Genomic DNA, 20962 nt, shown 5'->3' with positions numbered 1-20962 from the left:
CCTTAGTTTAACGAAAATCAAACTAAAGCCTCTCTTTAGTTAATCTACCGTCAAATAGTGTGAGGTTAATAATGGTCGAACGTGAAACCATGGAGTTTGATGTTGTGATAGTTGGTGCAGGTCCTGCGGGCCTGTCTTGCGCTATCCGACTCGCTCAACAGGCTCAAGAAAAACAACAAGAATTAATGATTTGTGTAGTCGAAAAAGGCTCTGAAGTAGGTGCACATGTCTTGTCAGGTGCAGTGTTTGAAACCAAAGCACTAGACGAACTTATCCCTGATTGGGCTGCAAAAGGCGCTCCCGTGACAACAAAAGTGACGGGTGACGACATTTATTTATTCAAAAATGAAATCAATGCCACCAAACTGCCTCATCTAGTGGTACCAAAAACATTTAAAAATGACGGCAACTATATTGTTTCTATGGGTAATGTTTGCCGTTGGCTCGCTGAACAAGCAGAACAACTTGGCATTGAAATTTTCCCAGGCTTTAGCGCCCACTCTCTAATAATAGAAGAGCAACAAGTTAAAGGTATTATTACCGGTGATATGGGCCTAGATAGAGATGGCCAGCCTAAAGACAGCTACATGCCTGGAATGGAGCTTAGAGCGAAATATACCGTATTTGCTGAAGGTTGCCGTGGCCACTTAGGCAAACAACTTATAGCTGAATTTAAACTGGATAAAGACGCTTCCCCTCAACACTATGGCATCGGCTTTAAGGAAATTTGGCAAGTAGACCCAAGCAAGCATAAAGAAGGTCTTGTTGTACACGGCACAGGTTGGCCACTCGACAATGATACCCATGGCGGTTCATTTATGTATCATGCTGAAAACAATCAAGTCGTGGTCGGGTTAATCATCGACTTAAATTACACTAATCCACACCTAAGTCCATTTGATGAGTTTCAGCGTATGAAGCATCACGACACCTTTGCGAGTGTACTTGAAGGTGGTGAGCGCATTGCCTATGGTGCTCGAGCAATCGCCAAAGGTGGCTTTCACAGCCTACCTAAAATGCATTTCCCAGGTGGTTTACTGATTGGCTGTGACGCAGGTACCCTCAACTTTGCCAAAATTAAAGGCAACCATACTGCAATGAAGTCAGGTATGCTTGCAGCCGATGCCATCATTGAGGCATTAGGCCAAGAAAGCGCTCCGTCAGACTTGGTAAGTTTTGCCGACAAATTTAAGGCAAGTTGGCTTTATGATGAGCTTTATCAATCTCGTAACTTTGGCCCAGCAATGCATAAGTTAGGTCGTATTATGGGTGGCGCCTACAATATGATCGACCAAAACATTTTCTCAGGTTCGCTACCATTTACTATTAAGGACGAACATCAGGATCACGCACAGCTTAAGCTTGCATCTGAATCGCAAACTATAAGTTACCGAAAGCCGGATGGTAAATTAAGTTTTGACAAACTTTCTTCCGTATTTTTATCGAATACCAATCATGAAGAAGTGCAACCATGTCATTTACAGTTAAAAGATTCTGAAATACCAATCAAAGTGAATTTAGCTAAGTTTGATGAGCCTGCGCAGCGCTACTGCCCTGCAGGCGTGTATGAAGTAAACGAAAACGAGCAAGGTGAGAAGCAGTTTGTTATCAATTCGCAAAACTGTATTCATTGCAAAACCTGCGATATTAAAGATCCGAGCCAAAATATTACCTGGGTCACCCCAGAAGGGGCTGGTGGTCCGAACTATCCAAACATGTAATATCAATAAATCCTAAATTGCGGGGGCGAAATGCCCCTTTCTTTCCTATACTTAGCGTATATTTTTAAAAATAGAGCTGAGCCTATGCCACAACAATCCGTCACCTTTCGATTTTTAGCAGAGCCCACCGACGTCAACTTTGGCGGTAAAGTACACGGTGGTATGGTCATGAAATGGATTGATCAAGCTGGGTATGCTTGCGCCGCGGGTTGGAGCGGCAGCTATTGCGTTACCGTTTCAGTTGCGGGCATGCGTTTCCACCGTCCGATTCTTGTGGGTCAGATTGTTGAGGTTTCCGCGCGCATTGCCCATACCGGGAACACCAGTATGCAGATTTTTATTCAGGTGCGCTGTGGTGATCCAAAAACGCAACGACTTGTCGAAACCAATCACTGTATTATCAGCTTTATCGCCATGGACCAAGCTGGGTATCCAATTCAAATTCCTCAGTTTAAAGCGAAAACCGAAGAGGAGAAAAAATTAGAAGCCTATGCGGTGAAAATGAAGGAAATAGCGATCCAGACCGAATCGCTATTAGAAGAAACCTTGTCCGATAGTAAATAACATGAAGGTTTGATAACAAAAATTAAAGTGTAGAAGTTCAACTACGATTGAACTTCTAGCAGTTTAAAGGCGCTATTCGGCTCACCAAAAACCACGACATTACACTCACCCCAACTTTTCGATATATGCCACTGCATATTTTCAGCAAATTTAAATTGTGAGAACTGGTTACAATGACGAACTTCGGGGCATTTGGACGGATTTCTTGCAAGTGGACCAGCATTAACAATGTTGACAAGTGCAAATTGGATTCGCTCTATGCAGAGATACTAAAGCTGCTGAAACTAAGTACCATTGAACTAGCGATTTAATCCAATTTTACATTTAAAAGCTTATCCAACAAAGAACATTACTTATTCAAACTTTAAGTTAAATAGCAATTTCACAAAAGGTTTCTTGCAAGAGAAAAAATAACTTTTTCACTAGCAGCTAGCGCATCGCGTTTGCTTAAATTACCTTCTTTTAATAATTGTAAGCTTACTTTTTCAGCCTCTTGACTGAGCAGTATATCCATTTTAGTTGGACTTACTACCCCTTCTGTTAAATCATTAATTATTGCTTGCAATGCAGCTCTACGCTCCGATATAGCGCGGATCAAAATAGGCTTTAAAGGGGATGATTTACAGAGCACTTCTTGACAACTTTGGTCAACCTTTCTATGAAACTCCATTATTTACACTCATCTCGTTTCAGGCGATTAAATGCTTGTAATTTTTCTCGTAAACCTTGAATTGGCTTTATATCTTCTACCAATTGCTTGTACTCGTACGCTCGAGTACCAATAATTTGTTCGTTATCTGTGCGTAAACTCGAACGTAAGCCATTTTGGGGCGAAAAAGTGTGCCGATTCATGTTGCGACTTCCACCAGCAATTCCATTATTTACAAGGTTATGCGAAAAATCTGAATAGATAAATTACATGACATTACAGGGCTAATTACGAGCAGGGTTTTGTGAAAGTCAGGATCAATAGTAAACTTCGCTCATCTTAATTAAAACAGAGACCATAGTGGAACAAATCACTATCGAGCCCATCGGCTTTATCCAATCTCCTTATAAACAGAAGTTCGCTATACCGAGACAACCAAGGCTTGTCCCAGAGGCAAAAGCCAAGCTTAGATTTGTTGGTGAATTCAATCGCGAAGAATTTGTTCGTGGTATTGAAGCGTTCACGCATATATGGTTGTTGTTTCGTTTTCATGAAACCGCTGATAAAGGTTACTCCGCACTTGTACGTCCTCCGAGACTCGGTGGCAATGAACGTAAAGGCGTGTTTGCGACTAGAGCGACTTTTCGACCCAATGGGATTGGCATGAGTGCAGTAAAGCTCGAGGGCGTAGAGTATAAAAATGGTCAGCTGGATCTATTGCTCTCCGGCGTAGATTTATTGGACGGTACACCAATCATTGATATTAAGCCGTACCTTCCCTATTCAGATGCCTTGGTGGATGCCACGGCTGGCTTTGCTGATACTCGGCCAGAAACGCAAATGTCTGTTAGTTTCTCAGACGAGGCCAACATTTTTATCGAAAAACAGAAAAACTATCCTGAACTTCGACAGTTCATTACCAATGTACTGAAGCAGGACCCTCGTCCGGCTTATAAAAAGAAACGCACATCACAGCAGGACTATGGTATGAGTTTGTATGATTTTAATATTCGCTGGACTGTGGATGGTGAGCATAACCATGTCACTGAAATATCGTTAGCAAAATAGCAAATTCAGCGGCTTGCCAATAAACTTATAAATTATGAAGATGTTTAGGTATTAAAGCTTTTTAAGCGGCTACTGCACTGCTAGAATAGCCGCCAATAAGAGAACAATAAGTAACTTATACTGGAATAAGAATGCGTACGAGTGAATATATATTAGCGACTCTAAAAGAGACGCCGTCTGATGCAGAGGTGGTAAGCCACCAGCTAATGCTTAGAGCGGGTATGATCCGTAAATTGGCTTCAGGTCTTTATACTTGGCTACCATCAGGCCTAAAAGTTTTCCGCAAAGTAGAGAGAATTGTCCGTGAAGAAATGGACAAAGCGGGAGCGATTGAGCTGCTAATGCCAGTGATCCAGCCTGCAGAGCTATGGGAAGAGTCAGGCCGTTGGGAACAGTTTGGTCCCGAACTACTTCGTATTAATGACCGTCATGGCCGTCCATTTGCACTTGGTCCAACGCATGAAGAAGTGATCACTGATCTTGTACGTCGCGAAATCAACAGCTATAAGCAACTGCCGATCACACTTTATCAAGTCAGTACGAAAGTACGTGACGAAGTTCGTCCACGTTTTGGTGTGATGCGCGCGCGTGAATTCACCATGAAGGATGCCTATTCATTCCACATGACTGATGAGTGCCTTGAAAAAACGTATCACAAGATGTTCCAAGCTTACTGCAACATTTTTGATCGTTTAGGCGTTGACTACCGTCCTGTTATTGCTGACAGTGGTTCAATTGGCGGCAACCTATCGCATGAGTTCCATGTACTTGCAGAGTCTGGTGAAGATGCAATCGCATTCAGTGATGAAAGTGACTACGCTGCAAACATTGAAAAGGCAGAAGCACTTGCACCAACTGAAACTCGCCCAGCGCCAAGTAAAGAACTTAATACGTTTGACACGCCAGAAGCTTTCACCATCGCTGAACTAAAAGCAAAACACGGCGTTAAACCACACCGTGGTGTGAAAACACTCATCGTGTATGGCGCACCAGACGAAGACGGTAAACGTGGGCTTGTCGCGCTTATCGTTCGTGGCGATCATGACTTAAATGAGCTTAAAGCTGAGAAATTGGCACTAGTGGATTCACCGCTCGAGATGGCAAGCGAAGAAGACATTGTTAACGCTATTGGTGCAAAACCAGGCTCTTTGGGACCTGTCGGTCTTTCAATGCCTATCATTGTCGACCGTAGCGCAGCTATCATGGCTGATTTTGTTGCCGGTGCAAACAAAGATGGTGTTCACTATAGTGGGATCAACTGGGACAGAGACGTAAGCGCTTATACTGTTGAAGATATCCGTAACGTGGTTGAAGGCGATCCAAGCCCTTGTGGTAAAGGTAAAATCCTTATCAAACGTGGTATCGAAGTAGGTCACGTGTTCCAACTTGGTACTAAGTACTCTGAAACGATGAAAGCTGGTGTACTTGGCGAAGAAGGGAAAAACCAAACATTAACCATGGGTTGTTATGGTATTGGTGTTTCTCGTATCGTTGCCGCAGCAATCGAGCAAAATAACGATGATTACGGTATCAAATGGCCTGTTGCTATTGCGCCATTTGAGTTGGCAATCGTGCCAATGAATATGCATAAGTCTCACCGTATCCCAGAGATCGCAGAAAAGTTCTACACAGATCTACAAAATGCGGGAATTGATGTGTTATTCGACGACCGTAAAGAGCGTCCGGGGGTTATGTTTAACGATATGGAACTTATCGGTGTTCCTTATACCCTAGTGATTGGCGAGCGTAATCTTGATGAAAATAAGGTTGAGCTGAAAAATCGTCAAACTGGCGAAAAACTGATGCTGGATATTGGATCTGCGGTTGAAACAATCGTTAATGCAATTAGAAGTAAATAAACCTACGTAAATTGCATGACAAAAGAGCATACAGATGTATGCTCTTTTGTCATATTAGCTTCTCCTAACTGCCCCGCCACTGTCATCTTTGCCTCTTAGCATTGTCATTATTACGCTAAAGAGCCAAGCCATGAAAACAACATACTATCCGAGTATTTGGATCTCAGACGTACACTTGGGCTACAAGGACTGTAAAGCAAAGTTCTTGCTAGATTTTCTCAACAAAACCGAATGTGATGTACTCTATCTGGTTGGTGATATTGTTGATCTATGGTCAATGAAACGCCAGTTTTTTTGGGATCCATCCCACTATCAGGTATTAGAATGCATACAAAAAAAAGCGGGATCTGGTACACGCGTTATCTACATACCGGGTAATCACGACGAAACCTTCAGAAACTATGTTGGGCAAACGCTTTTTAAAGTCGAAGTGCATAAAACCTTTATTCATACCACTTCCGCAGGTAAGCGGTTTTTATTATTACACGGTGATGATTTTGACTCGGCAACAAGATATAACAAACTGATCAGTATCATTGGGGATGCCGCTTATGATTTTCTACTCTTCTTAAATCGCTGGACCAATCGCGTAAGACGTTTATATGGTGGTCATTATTGGTCGCTTGCATCTTGGCTGAAAAAGCGCGTGCATAAAGCCAGAGAGGCCATTGCCGCATTCGAGAACGCAGCAATTCATGAAGCGAAGAAACAAGGTGTCGACGGTATTATCTGCGGGCATATCCACCAACCAGAGATCCGTGTCGTAGATGGTATTGTGTACTGCAACGATGGTGATTGGATAGAAAACTGCACGGCATTGGTTGAAAACCAAGAAGGTCGTATCGAATTGCTGCATTGGTCAGATGTACAATCTGTACTCAACGTAGTTGAAATTGACAATGTTAAAACCGATAATGTTGAAGCCGCTTAATAGCGGCTTCAGTTCTTCCAGTCATTCTTCTTTTAATAGCTTATGCAGTAAGTCAATGCGCTTATTGATACGCTTGTTTTGCACGTATGCCTCTGCGCTTAAGCGCATCATTAAAATCAAAAAGATGTATAATACCAATTGAATTAATTCTCTAATCAATTTGAAGGGTGAAATAGCATATTAGCTTCGTTAAAAATTTCTCATTTAGAACAACTAAATAGCAAAATTTTTGCCTTGCCTATATGGAGATAGGTACCTTAGCGGTAGCAGGACGCGAGAGCGGTGCTACTAAAGCTATTTCCCCGCTTCAAGATAGATCATTTACTTAATACAACTGGTATAAAACGGGTTGTTCAATAATTTCTGGATAGCGATAGATTAAAAATACTATTGCCACTAGCATACCGATATTCTGGTAGAATCGCCGCTTTTGTCAGGTGTGTTATATCACAAATGTGGTCATTGCCCAGACAATAATACCGATAATAAATACTAGAATACCATATTGAAAGTGCCTCACCATTGGGAACACCGCTTTATCCGTTCGTTCAATAGACAAAGGATATTGCCAATGCGTTAACGCAAGTAAGAGTGGCTCGGCTTCTACGCTCATGCCAGAGAGTGAAACCGTCGCACCATACTCAGTATCAAAGACCAAATCAACAATATGGTTACGACGAGTCGAAGAGGTTAACCTATCTAAATCGCTGACTGTAAACGTATTCCAGTGTACCTTAATATCGTTAACTTCATCCTTTTTTACCTCTCGTGCTTGTTTATCTGTAAATAGTAACGCAGGTAGCAGCAAACTATCTTCCTCAACCTTAATTTGGTTACAGGGTGAGTGATAGACAAAATAGTGTTTATTACTGATAAATAATGACGTCAACCAATAGCTCAAGTACGTGAGCACCAAAAATACCAAACCAGCTATGTAATTTTGTGACGAGTAAAGAATAAAGCTGGTCATTAGAGCAAAAGCCCCTACCACCATCCAAACAATATGCCGCTTATGCTTAGGCGTCGGTAGTGCACATCGTAACACGGAGAATCGCGCTTCAATATCGCGATTGCGATTCATAAATAAAGGAAATAATCTTGCAAGGCTAGTGGGAGTTGAGCTCGTAGCTGATCTTCTATCTGCATCCGCGCCCGCCGTTGGTTGAACGTTATGGTCAAGAGCTGATGCAGACAAAAGTGCATTGAGTTTATCAGCTTGCCGTAAACACGAAAATGAATAGACCGCAGGCTCCTCACTTTCTGAAAGATAACTTATACCAATATAATTGAGTTGCTTGTTACAACCCGAAGATACATCAGTCACGGTTGAAAGCGGTATCACACACTCGTCTATTCGCCGAATATTTATATTCAATAACGATAGTTGTTTAGTGATAACAAACTGCTTTTGTGCAGGGTCAAACATTAAACGATTACGGTATGAAAATAGTAACAATGAAATCACTAAGTAGATCGGAGCTTCCAAAAAACTTGACCCGACTAAGTGCAACACCGACGATAAAAAGAATAAAATAGCTATGCCGTTAGTAACTGATTCACTGACTGACTTAAGTACCGTGGTTGGTGTCATCCTACATTCCTTGAGTGACTAATATTGAAACCTACTACTTGCACAAGCTACCTAAACAGGTAGAAGACTAAATTACAAAAAGTTAAGCGCTGAATAAGGCGTTTATCGTACAGAAAAACGCCACAATTCTCAATGACTCACGCCTAACTGAAGCTTTACCTAAACAAAACAGTTTCTTTATTAAACCATTTAACGCAGCACACGAGTAACCCTGCTGCTAAAACGGCAGAAGCGCCAAAAATTAACGCAACGTAGCCATAATCAACCGTGCCCTTGATGATTTCTTTAATCGCTAATGCCACATTGGTAATTGGGATCAATGCGGTTTTTGCGGTTAACTCCATATTTGGCATTAAAGACATCACAATGGGAATGAAGATCCCCATGCTAAGTGGTCCCATGTAGTTTTGTGCTTCTTTAAAGGTTCTGGCGTAAATTGAGATGGCAAGTGTTAGCGACGAAAGCATCACAGCAACAGGAAGCAACAGTGCAAAAATCAAGACAAAGTCTAATAATGCAACCGACGAGAAGGCGTTTTTAATTACGTCTAGCTCGACGAAGCTACTGGCAATTCCTATCCACAGTGCCATGCTGGAAACCGTGATAAGCGCACAGAATATTGAACTGCTCAATACGGTTAAAAATTTACCTAACACCAGCTCCGTGCGTGAGATTGGTGTTAATAACAGCGTCTCTAAAGTGCCACGCTCTTTCTCTCCAGCGCCTAAATCAATAGCTGGATAGCTCGCCCCCATCAATACCAACGGAATTAACATGTAAGGGATAAACGCACCTAACTTCTCGCCTAAATTTTCGCGTTTGTCAGCAGTATCCACTTTAGTAATCGATATGGGTTGGAGCACTGCCGCTTGCTCCGCTTGCGACAATCCCAGTGAGGTTAACTTCACCGCTCTGAGTTCATCAGAAAACTTCTTAGCAAGTTTAGACAAGCGGTCGTAAATAAAGTTGATAGATTGCGCATCGTTAAACACGATTTTCCATTCACTTTTTACGCCAGACTCTAGATTTTCAACCGGATCGGATGGAATAAAAATCCCAACATCGATCACGCCACTTCGTACCGCATCACTCAATGCTTCGACGCTATCAAGCTTGAGCTCACCTGCATATTTCTTAAAACTTTTATGATAAAAAACCTGCTCAGAGAACTTTTCAGCATAGGCTTCATTTGCGATGTAATACGTATGAACTTCTTGCTTCGCTTCCATGGCGGCTTGTGAAGCCATAAAGCCGACTAAAGCCATAATCACGGGAAATACCAACATCGGCAGTGCAATCACAAAAAACAGTGTTTTGCGGTCGCGCAGCAGCTCTCTAATTTCTTTTAAAAATACCTCAAACATGCTGTGCTCCCGTTAACAAATTTAAAAATGCTTGATTTAGCTCTTCACTTTGCCCCTTCACTTTAAACTCAGCCAAACTGCCATCAAAACAGGTGATCCCTTTATCGATAACAGACACCCTATCGCACAATAATGCAACTTCATCTAAGTGATGGGTAGAAAATATAACGGGTGTACCACGCGCTTTGAGGTCGCGAATAAAAGAGATAACCGTTTGTGTGGTCATAATATCAAGACCCGTCGTTGGCTCGTCTAATACGACGACTTTAGGATTGTGTACCACCGCCCGTGCAATATTGGTCTTTTGTTTCATACCGGTCGATAGGTGTTCAGCCCTTTTATCTAAAAAGGTTTCCATTTCCAGGCGCTGAAACAGCTCATCACATTTCGCTTTTAATGCTTTTCCTTTTAAACCATGAAGTCGTGCAAAATATTCAACATTTTCTTTGGCAGTAAGACGTCCATATAAACCAGTTGACCCTGATAAAAAGCCGATGGCTTTGCGTGCAACAACAGGCTTTTTCACAATATCCTGACCATCCACTAAGATAGTGCCGGCATCCGGCGTCAGCGCTGTTGAGAGCATACGCAAAGTGGTGGTTTTTCCCGCCCCATTGGGGCCTAGCAATCCAAGTACTTCGCCTTGTCCACAGTGCAGGTTAACCTCTTCTACACTGTGAAAAAAGCCATCACGCTCGCGAGGATCCGTCTGACTCTTTTTCTTTTTGTGCTCGCGAGTCAGGGCGAAGCGTTTTTTTAATCCATTGATAGCTATCATGCTATTTCCTTCTTTTCGGCCTGAAATAGTCCGTATTTTGATAAAACTCTAAATCTTGTGGCTCATGCCAGTTTGGGATCCCAAGCAGCGGAATGGGTGACATTTTGGTATTGTCTTCAAGCAGCCCATCATTGATCAGTGCAACCAATTTATCATCTAACCAACGATATTGTTCGCTTAGTGAAAGTTGCCAAAATGCGGCATCAACATTGATACACACCAGTTTTCCCGTCAGCCCAATAAAGGGATTGGTTAGCATCTCGTAGTTTGCGTGGCCAAATACGAAAGGTTTTAGGTTTTGCTGCCATTCTGAACGATTATCGTAAAATACATTCTGCCATTGGTGTGATTTAAAGGCATCACGCCATTTATCATCATCGATTGCCAACACCAAACCACACTCATCAAAGAGTGTTAACGCGTTACGCTTTTTACTCCGCTGCTTTAAACCAAACTGTGCTATTTCTTCGATATGTAGGGCATTTAACAAAGCTTTTGTTTTTGGGAATAAACACCAAATCAACGCGCCAAATAAATCGTGCCAGTTTTGACTACGCGTCGGTACCTGATGGGTTTCAAAGATAATCTCTTCATAGTATTTATCGCCAAAGTCTATCGTTTCATCGGCCACAAAGCGGGTATCATATTGTTGCAAGCTAATGCTGTTTACGTGAGAAGACAGCCACTGGGGGCTTGGCCAGTCTTGTTGACTTTTTAAGTCAAAAAGCTGATTTAAATGGGAAAATGGCTCAGCATGTAAACATGCAACCTGCCACGCCTCAGGCGCTGTAAACTTTTTCATTTGATTGAGATACTTATCATGCAATTAGTCGACTATTTTACTGAAGCGCCTGATACTTGGCAAAAGCCAATTGTAAATGAGCGTAACAGGCTGCGTCACACGCTAAAATGAGGATAGCGATTAAAAACAATGCAATGATCTGTTCCACAACGGTTGTTTCATTAATTTCTATCTCCTCTAGCCGTCTTGTCCCGCTCGAACTTTTACGCATTTTATGTTACTACTTATGGGTTCCTAACAAGTAAAAGAAAGGCAATTATGAAACTTAAACTGACGCTCAGCGCTCTATCTATGGCGGTGCTGGCGGGCTGTGTTAGCACTAGCAATAGCCCCCAAGACATCGATACTGCATACAATAGTATTAACGATTCTCAACTCAGAGCCCATATTAAAACCCTTGCCTCTGACGAATTTGGCGGCCGTGCTCCGTCAACAAAAGGTGAAGAGCTAACGCTTGCCTATTTAACCAAACATTTTAAAGCGCTTGGCTATCAGCCTGGCAATGGCAACAGCTTCTTGCAAGAAGTGCCGCTTGTTTCGCTTGAAGCCGATCCTAATATGACGTTAACAATCGGTGGTAAAAATTACGAATATAAGAAAGACATGGTGATGGGCTCGGCCCGTATCAGCGAACTCGAATCAATCAAAGATTCAGAGCTGGTTTTTGTTGGCTATGGCGTAAATGCTCCAGAGTACGACTGGAATGACTACGAAGGCCTAGACGTGAAAGGCAAGACAGTGGTGATGCTAGTAAACGATCCAGGTTTTGCTAATCCTGATTCGGGTAAATTTACCGGTGAAGCTATGACCTATTATGGTCGTTGGACGTACAAATACGAAGAAGCTTCACGCCAAGGCGCAGCAGGTGCGATCATTGTTCACGAAACAGCGCCGGCTTCTTATCCTTGGAGCGTAGTAGAAAATTCTTGGAGTGGCCCCCAGTTTGGCTTCCAAAAAGAAAATAACAATATGGACCGCGTTGCGGTTGAAGGTTGGGTAACGGTAGACGTTGCTAAAGAGCTATTTCAAAAGGCTGGACTTGATTTTGACACCGCAAAGAAAAAAGCTGCTGAAGGCGCATACCACGTTGATATGGGCAACCTAAGCGCGTCAGTTACTGTCAAAAACACCATCAAAAAATCAACTTCGTATAACTTTATCGCCACTCTGCCAGGTAGCAAAAAGTCTGACGAGCACATCATCTACTCAGCACACTGGGATCATTTAGGTACCGATCCAAACCGTAAAGGCGATCAGATCTATAACGGCGCGCATGATAATGCCAGCGGCACAGGCGGTATGATTGAGGTAGCTGAAGCCTTTACTAAACTGCCAACTCGCCCTAGCCGTTCAATTACGTTTTTGGCTGTGACGGCTGAAGAGCAAGGTCTGTTAGGCTCAAAATTTTATGCCGCAAACCCTGTTATTCCAGCAGAGAAAACCGTTGCTAACATCAATATGGATAGCCTAAATTTATTGGGTAAAGTAAAAGACATCAGCGTAGTTGGTATTGGTAAATCTGAGCTTGATGAAATGCTAGAAACCGCAGCAAAAGCGCAAGACCGTGTCGTTTCGGGAGATCCGCGTCCTGCCGCTGGTGGTTACTATCGCTCTGATCACTTCGCATTTGCGAACATGGGTGTGCCTGCAATGTACGCAGGTGGTGGAACTGAAGCACGTGACGAAGAGACTGAAACCTATCGTAAACGTATGGGTTTAGTATTGCGCGGTTGTTATCATCAGCCGTGTGACCGCTACCGTGAAGAGTGGGATTTAAGTGGGGCGATACAGGATCTACAGCTGTTCTTTAAAGTTGGCTATGATGTCTCTGAGCAAGACGCTTGGCCAAAATGGAAAGCAACCGCAGAGTTCCAAAGAAAATAATGCAAATGATATTGATTTTCATTTAAAATGAAATTAAAGTGCAACTTAGACAATACACGGGTTGCACTTTATGTTTTCATCTCTACTTCGATACTCTCAACCAGCACATGGCGCTAAGGTGAGTTTGTTGTTCAACAAGCGGTTGATTTTACCCCTCGTTATTATTGTACTAATGGCATTTGAAACGGCGAGACCAATTGTGGTCAGCGCGCTGAGCGATGCATTCTTTCAAGTCAGCGTTTTTGTTGCCGCTACCCTGCTCGTGTACTACTTTCTTGTTGACAGAATTCCACAGCTTAATCTCAGTTATCTGAGTACCAAATCCCCTATTCTCGAAATAGCCATGGCCTCAATATTAGGCGCGCTGCCCGGCTGTGGTGGCGCGATTATCGTGGTCACCCAATTTACCAAAAAACAAGCGAGTTTTGCTTCAGTTGTCGCAGTACTTACTGCGACGATGGGAGATGCTGCGTTTTTGCTACTCGCCAAAGAGCCCCTGACAGGCCTTACTATCATTGCGATGGGCGTTGGTGTGGGTATCGTGAGTGGGCTATGTGTGCACTTAATTCATCAACCCGACTTTTGTGTCCCGCAGACCATCAATGAGGTCGAAGAAGAAACCTTACACGCGAGCCGTGCGTTTAGTCTAAGCCGTAAGGTGTGGAAGCTGTGCTTACTACCTAGCCTTGCTATTGCACTCGCGATTGCTTTTAACGTCGATTTAGCGCCATTTGATACAGAAATTGCTTGGCTTGGTGCAGCATTATGTCTTTTTGCTGTTTGCGTGTGGGCACTTAATTCAAAGGGCGTAAGCTATAAAGATATCACCTGTGAAGAAGGTGAATGCGACCCACCGTCAAAACTCACTAGAGTGCTACAGGACACGCATTTTGTGACCGCTTGGGTCGTTGCAAGCTTTTTGCTTTACGAGCTATCTACTGCGTATTTAGGGCTTGATCTCGCGGTTTGGTTTAAAGACTATGCGCTATATGCACCACTGGTGGCCATTCTTGTCGGATTATTACCAGGCTGTGGCCCCCAAATTGTTGTTACAACGCTTTACCTGCAAGGTGTCGTGCCATTTAGTGCCCTTGCAGCCAATGCCGTTGCTAACGATGGCGATGCGTTATTTCCAGCGATCGCACTGGCACCAAGGGCGGCGCTATTTGCCACTATCTACTCTGCAGTGCCTGCGTTTATCGTGGGCTACGGCCTCTACTACATTAACTTGGCTTAATACTTGAGTACGTCGACGAAATGCTCTGACGCAGCTCAGTGCGCTGGTGTTAACAAGACTTAGTGCGCTGGCTCATACACGATCTGGCAGTTTAGGGTTATGAGTTCAACCAAATCTGACCGTTCGTAACTGATTAATTGCCGAAAGAGCGAATAGCGGACGGTTAAATAAACCTATTTTTGGACAAAAAATGTTTCAGGTCTTCGGCTGTATTAGGCAAATTTCGCTTAAAAGTTTCTATGGGCTAACGCCGCTTTAAGTAGTGAGCAACGCAATACAAAAGCCTCAGCATGCCACCTTAATCACTAAAATCAACGCATAGCGAAAATGCCACGCGTTGCGAATCACTCTTATACAGACTGTTAGGGCTGAAACTCTTTCATTTGCCCATTTTCCAATATATGCTCAATAACCCCATATGATTCAGATGCTGAGATTTTTACAAATCCACTTTCTTTCAGTCTAGTAATAGCAATATTGGCTGACATTTCTGCACTGATAGGGAAAAAAGCACCCTCCGGTTCAGAATGCATAAAAAAGTCACCTAGTGGGGCTTTGCAGTGTTGACAATGATTCATGTAGTAAAATGAATCGGTCGTTGCGGAATAATCCAAGTAATAACTTTTGAAGTGTAGATCCAAGTATACTCTCAGTCTCTCTGGGATAAAGCTGACGTATAAATACTTGGTTAATCCTTCAGAGCGCTCATCACTTTCAGTGTCGATTGTGCCATGACTAGCAAAGGTAATGACTTCAGATGGTTTGTCGCACTTCCAGCAAAGCTCTGTCGATTGAAGCAGATAAAATGGAGAGATAGCTTTTTGCGATGCATGATCATCATAAATCGGTAGCCAATTTTCGAATGGTCCCGTATCTAAACCTTTTGGAACAAACCACTTCTTTCTCTCTGAGTGCCAACGAGCGCCCAACGACTTTACTTTCTCTTTATCCTCAAATGGAACTTCTAAATATGTTATTTCATCCATAAAAAGCTACCTATTTCGATAAGCCCTAACGCCGCGTAAAGGCGTGGAATAACGTTTGCTACGCTTGAGCGAAGCGAAATCGGCACACGTTATGGAATCGCTCTTAAACGCTTTGTTATGTACGTAGTTTGATATCTTGCGTTGAAAACAAAGGTTTTACTTGCTTGGCTTCATCTTGATAACGATTTCGTGTATCCCACAAGTCCACAGCATGTTGAATGTTAAGCCAAAACTCAGGTGTATTCCCAAGTGCAGCCGCTAGCTTGATTGCAAGTGGAGCAGTCAGAGTACCACCATTAATTAAGTTACTGATGGTGTTCCTATGTACACCCATAGCTTCTGCTAATGTTTTTGATGTAATCTCCATTGGCTCCAAGAATTCAACTTTGAGCATTTCTCCTACACCAACTGGACGACGTTTAGTTCTGCGCATTATCCTAACCTCAGTACTTATGAGGGTCTAAATAGGTGTCTTCTGCTACACCGTCAACCCACTTAAAAATCAAACGATACTGTTTATTCACCCGTATCGAACACCAACCTTTCAGATTGCCTTCAAGATGTTCAAACCGATTACCCGGTGGAACTCTTAGATCTGATTCAGCTTTTGCTGCATCTAGGATTTCAAGCTTTCGATACAGCGCATTCTCTATAGTTTTAGGAATCAAGCGATGACGCTTATCTTCCTCATAAAATGCTTCAAGCCAATCATCTTTAAAATTTACTGACATATCCTCGCACTGTTTTACTGTGCATCTATAGTGAAATACTATCGCACAAAAGAGATGTGCACAAGTTGGAAGGACAAGAAAGTACATAACGCCGCAAATAAACGGCAAAAATTAGTTGGCTATAATTTGTGAGGTACTAACAAAGCCAACTGGTTTTTGTCCGAGCTTTTAAGTTGCTTTGTTATATGACCAATAGCTTCTATTTTGAAAAAAGCTTTTTGAATAACTCTTCTGATTGCTTAATGCCTTCATCGGTCAATTGCACTGACTTTGCCTTACCAACCGGATCACAAATTAGACCTTTTTCATAAAGCCTATTCATAACTTCCCAGTCAATTTGTTTCCAAGCTCGGCCATAATCATGCAAGGTGAGATGTAATAAAGCTAAAGCTGCTTCATCTATTTTATTTTCATCTATATCCATTCAACACTCCAAAACCTGATGGGCATATAACGAGCCTGTAGAATAACTCGTTTCAAATTTGTTTTTGTAATCAACAAACGATAACTGAGTTCCTATTTTGATTCAATCGTTTAGTTGGGTGTGAGTTGTTATTTTAGGGCGTTTTTTTAAGCTGGTTTGTTGTGGTTTGAGAAGCGCTTCGGAGCTGTTAAGTCAGGTTGTTCTTGGCTTACGACACCCTTTCTCGTAACTTTTCGATATTGTGAACAAGGCAGTATAGCTGCCATTGAGCATTGACTTTTACTTGGCCGCGTAATGTGAGCTTATTCATCCCTTTATTCACCGTGATGTTGCCGAATACAGGTTCGATACATCCAAGTCGTTTGCTGTATTGTCGTCGTCCTATTGGGCTGTCTTTTTTTACTTTCATTTTGTCGATGCAACTGATTTTTTTTGCGCGATTCATCACTCTTAAACTGTACTTGCCGCCACGTTTGTATCGGTGGTTTTCGCATACATTGCTGTTGCAGGGAGCAAACTTTACGGTCTTTTAAGTAACCGCAGAATCGTGTGTTTTGTTGATGATTGCTGTTTACATTGATACCACTTCGCCACTTCTCATTGCCTGCGGGGCAGCGGCAGGTTTGTGTTGCTTCATCATAATGGAAGTCGTCTGAGGTAAATAAGCGTGGCTTGCCTTTACTGCGTTTTAATCGCCGCTTTTCTTGCTCTGTTTCGTAGGTTTCGCTCTCTTTAAACAGTGGGTTGCGTTTTCTAAATTGGTTATCAGCTATGTAAGTATCAAAGCCACTTTGCGCCATGAATTCAAGGTTCGCTTCACTATTAAATCCACTGTCTGCGGTAAATTTAATGGCCTGTTTGTTAGAGAATTTATCACTGTTCAGTTTTTCAAGTTGTCGTTTTAATTGCTCAACGGCTGGCTGCAGTGTTTGTTGCTCGCCCACAGAGCCCCATGCCTGTGCTTGTAGTATAATTTGATGTTTATCATCGTTTATCGCTATCCCGTTATAGCCTTGAATTGTGCCTTTTGACGTGGTCATTTTCGCGCTGTCTGGGTCGGTAATATTACTTTTAACCGGCTTACCTTTACTGCCTGTTTTCTCTTCGTGAGTAGCTAAGAACGCGGTGATTTTATCTGCTCTTTTATCTAGCTTTTCTTTTTGCTTTAAGTCTTGAGTGACCAGCTCTTCACTTAAGCCATCTTGCGCTTGATGGCGCTCAATTATGCGTTTGCTTGCGCGTTCTAATTTGGCTTTTTTACGGCCTAGCTCATCGAATGTACCGCTCCACTCCTTGCTCGCATTCGACTTCAATTTGCACCCATCAATGGCAAACATGTTGCGTCCTATCAAGCCTTCTTCATCACATATCATCAGCACTTGCGTAAATAGCGGTTCAATCTGCTCGTGCATTTTGGCCACGAAACTTGCTATTGATGTGTAATGCGGCTGAAGATCCCCTGACACTCATGAACAGAATATTGTTCTCACAAGCCTTGGCTATTCGGCGGCTACTAATTAATCCATGAGCATAACCAAGTAAAATTATCTTTAACATCACCGTGGGCGGATACGCCGCAGCGCCCGATTTATCATTGTTATACCACGCGTCAAAGCTCGACAAGTCGAGTTTATTTTCGACAATATAACAAAGGGCATATTCAAATGTACCAGGCAAAATTTGCTCAGCGAAATTGATAGAAATGAATTTATTTAGGCAGGATAAGTCAGGCTTGTAGTTGGCCATAACAGTTTACCGTGGGTGAATAATATCTATTAGATCACAGTAACCAACTCGATTCAAGGTTAAGAAATAGTCAATCCAAAACCAACAATCCAGTACCTGAAAAGAGTAATTCTACAGCCTCAACGCCGCATTAAGGTGTGAGCGGCGCTTGGCTATACTTGAGCGAAGCGAAACTGCCAAGCGTTGCGAATCACTCTTAAATGCTTTGTTAAGTGCCAAACTCTTGCGCATAAATTACCACTGTATCAGAAGAATCAATCACAGATGCTTCTTGATATAAATGTTCAAGCTCATCTCGGGATAATTCTCTTGAACCAATCTTTCCACGATTAAATAGTTCTTCGAATAACTCACCAGACAGAGAAGCCGATTTAATATCTTCATATTTCAATAAAGTGCCTCCCCGCTTTCCTTCTGTAGCACAGGCGTCAATTTGACAGATTGGGAGATGTTCACCAGTTGAAATAAACTTCTGATCAACAGTTTGTAATTTATCTGTAGGTCTCAAGAAACCTGTACAGCAAGGGAAACGATACGAATTCTCATGATTATTGTTTTGACAGATTCCTTTATCACAAAGAAATTTACGCATTTTATCTAACTGACCTAACATTCTTTGATCAGAAAGGTATAACTGACGATCCTCCCAGATCTTATATTGAACGGCAACAATACTTACTCCTTCTGTATGTTCATTATGACGTTCATAGATTATGTCAGCACCTGTAATATGCTCTGGTCTATCTGGATGTAATACCCTGATACGTAGTGTTTTTCCATCAGGGAGTTGAAAATCTTTATGTGCATGTCCTCTAGACAGTTCAGGCAAATCTCGATCTACGTTATATGCATCCCGAAATATTAGTTGGTTTTCACTATGAGGTTTAGGTTCTAGCTCTTTTTTTGCTTTTTCCAACTGACCTAATTTACGTTTTAATTGGTCAGTTCTCTTTCTATCACCTTTATTCTCTCTCGCTATATCCAAGTATGAATTATATTCATCAATATCTTCTAAAACTAAACTTAGGGCAGTAACCTCACTTTCAGTTTTAATAGATTTAAGAGCTGCTTTTTGGCGATACTCTTTTGTTGTATCGCTTTCACGCTCTCTTTTCAATAAACTGTTCTCCGGTCCCAATAGCTCAGGATAAAGTTCTCCGGCAAGATCTAACGTATTATCATAGGTAGACTTCGTCATGCTTCCTTTAGAAGCAATTTTAACCATTCCTCTAACGGCATTTAATGTAACCCACTCTTGATTAATTCTATTATTTTGCTCTTCCATTGATACCTCATAGTTGAAATTTTTGACAGGCACCTAACGCCCGGTTATGGGGCGAGTATTAGCTTGCTAAACTGGTGAGGAACGAACCCGAGCAAGCTATTACGAGTCCCATCCATAAACCGCTTGTTATATGGATTACTTGTTGATCATAGAATTTTTAAGTTGTTCTTCGATTCTAACCGCAAATTTAGCAGCTACTTTAACTTGATCCATCAATTCAAAACGTTTCTCTTTTGTGATTTTGGTTCTATTTAAATCTGCTATTTGAAAACACATTTTGAAATATATCTCGATATCCTTTGAGAGTGCCTCATCAAAATAAAGAATTGAATTTTTATAGTGTTGGTAGAAATTACTAACGGCTGTTAATTCTACGCCATCAGCTTTTTGCTCCATGTGGGATTTCAAGTGCAAAAAAGCATCATAGATTTCCTTTTTACTTGAGTGCAATGCAATCACGTTTGAGCGTTTTGTTTCACCAAGTGCCTTTCTTGCATAATGTGCCGAAAGTATTGCAACCAAAATGGCTATAACTGCCAGGCCTGTAGTTAAACTCATAAAGTTTCAAAATCCATATAACGCCAAGCTAAGCGGATTTTAGAGTTTGGCTAAAATTGGCGAGGAACGAGCCGAGCCAAACTTTAAAATTCCTTGCTTGAGCGCCTTGTTATGCGTAAACCTGCTTAAAGTAAACTAGCTTTGGTGTACGCAAGTTTTAGTTTGGTAGTTGTAACTACCACCAGAGTCCAAGCATTTATCAACTTGAACAAAATTAAATACTTTAAGCGCTACTATAAACATTAAAACCCAAAAGGCGAAACCAGCTATTACGACTTTAAAGCCATCTGGATTTATGTTTTTTGAGAATGGGCGGCAGATAAAATACCCTGTACCTTTTAGTAAAAACTCCAATAACACTTCGGTAAGAATGCGAAATAAGAATCTAAATATACCTGTGAATATTTCGCCAACTGCTTCTACAGCCATATTTTGAAATCACTCCATTGACGCATAACGCCTTAATAAACGGCGAAAAATAGCAGGCTAAACTAAGCGAAGAATGAGCGCAAGCCTGCTGTTTTGCGTCCATTGTTTAATTAATTTGTTAGGTGAACAAAGAACCAAGCTATGGTTGCGATTTTATTTTATGCCCACATTTGCAGCAGTAAAAAAACTTATACACGAATTCATTCGGTAGTAGCCATATTTGAAGCTTACTACGATCAGTTTCGAGTTGTTTAACTACAACACCTGAATGAACCAAAGCCCTCTTGTTACAGCTAGGACATTTGTAAAATGCTGTAACCATTATCGCTGACCAACCAAGAGCTACTGTAAAAAT

At 41.9% G+C, this 20962-nt stretch carries 21 protein-coding genes and 1 pseudogene; 7 read left to right on the top strand and 15 right to left on the bottom strand.

Going from position 1 to position 20962, the window contains the following annotated elements; translation table 11 throughout:
* Positions 1 to 71 precede the first annotated feature (71 nt).
* Together QSH61_RS09030 and QSH61_RS09025 are read left to right on the top strand one after the other, a co-directional pair.
* Complete coding sequence (locus QSH61_RS09030; protein ID WP_206472891.1) at positions 72 to 1721, top strand: electron transfer flavoprotein-ubiquinone oxidoreductase; 1650 nt, start codon at positions 72 to 74, stop codon at positions 1719 to 1721.
* Positions 1722 to 1805: 84 nt separating this feature from the next.
* A complete protein-coding gene (locus tag QSH61_RS09025) occupies positions 1806 to 2285 on the top strand; it encodes an acyl-CoA thioesterase (RefSeq protein WP_010372647.1) in 480 nt (159 codons plus the stop codon).
* Positions 2286 to 2667: 382 nt separating this feature from the next.
* On the opposite strand, the gene QSH61_RS09020 is transcribed toward QSH61_RS09025, so the two are convergent.
* Complete coding sequence (locus tag QSH61_RS09020; protein WP_206472889.1) at positions 2668 to 2955, bottom strand: hypothetical protein; 288 nt, start codon at positions 2953 to 2955, stop codon at positions 2668 to 2670.
* Entirely contained in the window at positions 2955 to 3137 is a 183-nt protein-coding gene (locus QSH61_RS09015) for a hypothetical protein (protein WP_102056761.1), read from the bottom strand. Before QSH61_RS09015 ends, QSH61_RS09020 begins: the two co-directional genes overlap by 1 nt.
* 157 nt (positions 3138 to 3294) lie before the next feature.
* On the opposite strand from QSH61_RS09015, the gene tsaA reads away from it, so the two are divergent.
* The 3 genes from tsaA to QSH61_RS09000 all read left to right on the top strand — a co-directional run bounded on the left by tsaA (position 3295) and on the right by QSH61_RS09000 (position 6792).
* Entirely contained in the window at positions 3295 to 4002 is a 708-nt protein-coding gene (gene tsaA, locus QSH61_RS09010; protein ID WP_010604700.1) for a tRNA (N6-threonylcarbamoyladenosine(37)-N6)-methyltransferase TrmO, read from the top strand.
* Between the two features lie 131 nt (positions 4003 to 4133).
* On the top strand, positions 4134 to 5861 hold the full coding sequence (locus QSH61_RS09005) for a proline--tRNA ligase (protein ID WP_206472887.1): 1728 nt from the start codon (positions 4134 to 4136) through the stop codon (positions 5859 to 5861).
* 130 nt (positions 5862 to 5991) lie between these two features.
* Positions 5992 to 6792, top strand: coding sequence for a UDP-2,3-diacylglucosamine diphosphatase (locus tag QSH61_RS09000; protein WP_010604698.1), 801 nt, complete (start codon positions 5992 to 5994; stop codon positions 6790 to 6792).
* Between the two features lie 442 nt (positions 6793 to 7234).
* Here the strand turns inward: QSH61_RS09000 and QSH61_RS08995 are convergent, their stop codons facing one another.
* The 5 genes from QSH61_RS08995 to QSH61_RS08975 form a co-directional block, all read right to left on the bottom strand.
* The gene (locus QSH61_RS08995) at positions 7235 to 8383 is read right to left on the bottom strand and encodes a hypothetical protein (RefSeq protein ID WP_206472885.1); all 1149 of its coding nucleotides are present in this window, start codon (positions 8381 to 8383) and stop codon (positions 7235 to 7237) included.
* A 155-nt stretch (positions 8384 to 8538) separates the two neighbouring features.
* A complete protein-coding gene (locus QSH61_RS08990; protein WP_102056757.1) occupies positions 8539 to 9747 on the bottom strand; it encodes an ABC transporter permease in 1209 nt (402 codons plus the stop codon).
* Entirely contained in the window at positions 9740 to 10525 is a 786-nt protein-coding gene (locus tag QSH61_RS08985; protein WP_174168911.1) for an ABC transporter ATP-binding protein, read from the bottom strand. Before QSH61_RS08985 ends, QSH61_RS08990 begins: the two co-directional genes overlap by 8 nt.
* Before the next feature lies 1 nt (position 10526).
* Positions 10527 to 11327 carry a DUF3025 domain-containing protein gene (locus QSH61_RS08980; protein WP_130126383.1) on the bottom strand — a complete coding sequence of 267 codons (801 nt, stop codon included), beginning with the start codon at positions 11325 to 11327 and terminating at the stop codon, positions 10527 to 10529.
* A 37-nt stretch (positions 11328 to 11364) separates the two neighbouring features.
* Entirely contained in the window at positions 11365 to 11538 is a 174-nt protein-coding gene (locus QSH61_RS08975) for a hypothetical protein (RefSeq protein WP_206472883.1), read from the bottom strand.
* Positions 11539 to 11585: 47 nt separating this feature from the next.
* Here QSH61_RS08975 and QSH61_RS08970 point away from each other — a divergent pair, with 47 nt between their 5' ends.
* Positions 11586 to 13211 carry a M28 family metallopeptidase gene (locus QSH61_RS08970; RefSeq protein ID WP_206472881.1) on the top strand — a complete coding sequence of 542 codons (1626 nt, stop codon included), beginning with the start codon at positions 11586 to 11588 and terminating at the stop codon, positions 13209 to 13211.
* Between the two features lie 70 nt (positions 13212 to 13281).
* Positions 13282 to 14448, top strand: coding sequence for a putative manganese transporter (locus tag QSH61_RS08965; protein WP_206472880.1), 1167 nt, complete (start codon positions 13282 to 13284; stop codon positions 14446 to 14448).
* 362 nt (positions 14449 to 14810) lie between these two features.
* On the opposite strand, the gene QSH61_RS08960 is transcribed toward QSH61_RS08965, so the two are convergent.
* From QSH61_RS08960 to QSH61_RS08915, 8 genes and pseudogenes are all read right to left on the bottom strand, one after another.
* Positions 14811 to 15434 carry a DUF5710 domain-containing protein gene (locus QSH61_RS08960; protein WP_206472878.1) on the bottom strand — a complete coding sequence of 208 codons (624 nt, stop codon included), beginning with the start codon at positions 15432 to 15434 and terminating at the stop codon, positions 14811 to 14813.
* 115 nt (positions 15435 to 15549) lie between these two features.
* Entirely contained in the window at positions 15550 to 15867 is a 318-nt protein-coding gene (locus QSH61_RS08955; protein ID WP_099029135.1) for a HigA family addiction module antitoxin, read from the bottom strand.
* 10 nt (positions 15868 to 15877) lie between these two features.
* Entirely contained in the window at positions 15878 to 16165 is a 288-nt protein-coding gene (locus QSH61_RS08950) for a type II toxin-antitoxin system RelE/ParE family toxin (RefSeq protein WP_174168916.1), read from the bottom strand.
* A gap of 199 nt (positions 16166 to 16364) precedes the next feature.
* A complete protein-coding gene (locus QSH61_RS08945) occupies positions 16365 to 16589 on the bottom strand; it encodes a DUF6429 family protein (RefSeq protein ID WP_099029137.1) in 225 nt (74 codons plus the stop codon).
* Positions 16590 to 16797: 208 nt separating this feature from the next.
* A pseudogene (locus QSH61_RS08935) lies at positions 16798 to 18335 on the bottom strand (transposase).
* A 208-nt stretch (positions 18336 to 18543) separates the two neighbouring features.
* Positions 18544 to 19620, bottom strand: coding sequence for a hypothetical protein (locus tag QSH61_RS08925; RefSeq protein ID WP_206472876.1), 1077 nt, complete (start codon positions 19618 to 19620; stop codon positions 18544 to 18546).
* 135 nt (positions 19621 to 19755) lie between these two features.
* Positions 19756 to 20178 carry a hypothetical protein gene (locus tag QSH61_RS08920; RefSeq protein WP_206472874.1) on the bottom strand — a complete coding sequence of 141 codons (423 nt, stop codon included), beginning with the start codon at positions 20176 to 20178 and terminating at the stop codon, positions 19756 to 19758.
* Between the two features lie 135 nt (positions 20179 to 20313).
* On the bottom strand, positions 20314 to 20607 hold the full coding sequence (locus tag QSH61_RS08915; protein WP_206472872.1) for a hypothetical protein: 294 nt from the start codon (positions 20605 to 20607) through the stop codon (positions 20314 to 20316).
* Between the last annotated feature and the right edge of the window lie 355 nt (positions 20608 to 20962).

It is taken from the genome of Pseudoalteromonas sp. JC3 (assembly GCF_030291895.1).
GTDB lineage: Bacteria > Pseudomonadota > Gammaproteobacteria > Enterobacterales > Alteromonadaceae > Pseudoalteromonas.
Note: the sequence above shows the minus strand (reverse complement) of the source record. Positions and strands in the feature narration are given on the sequence as shown.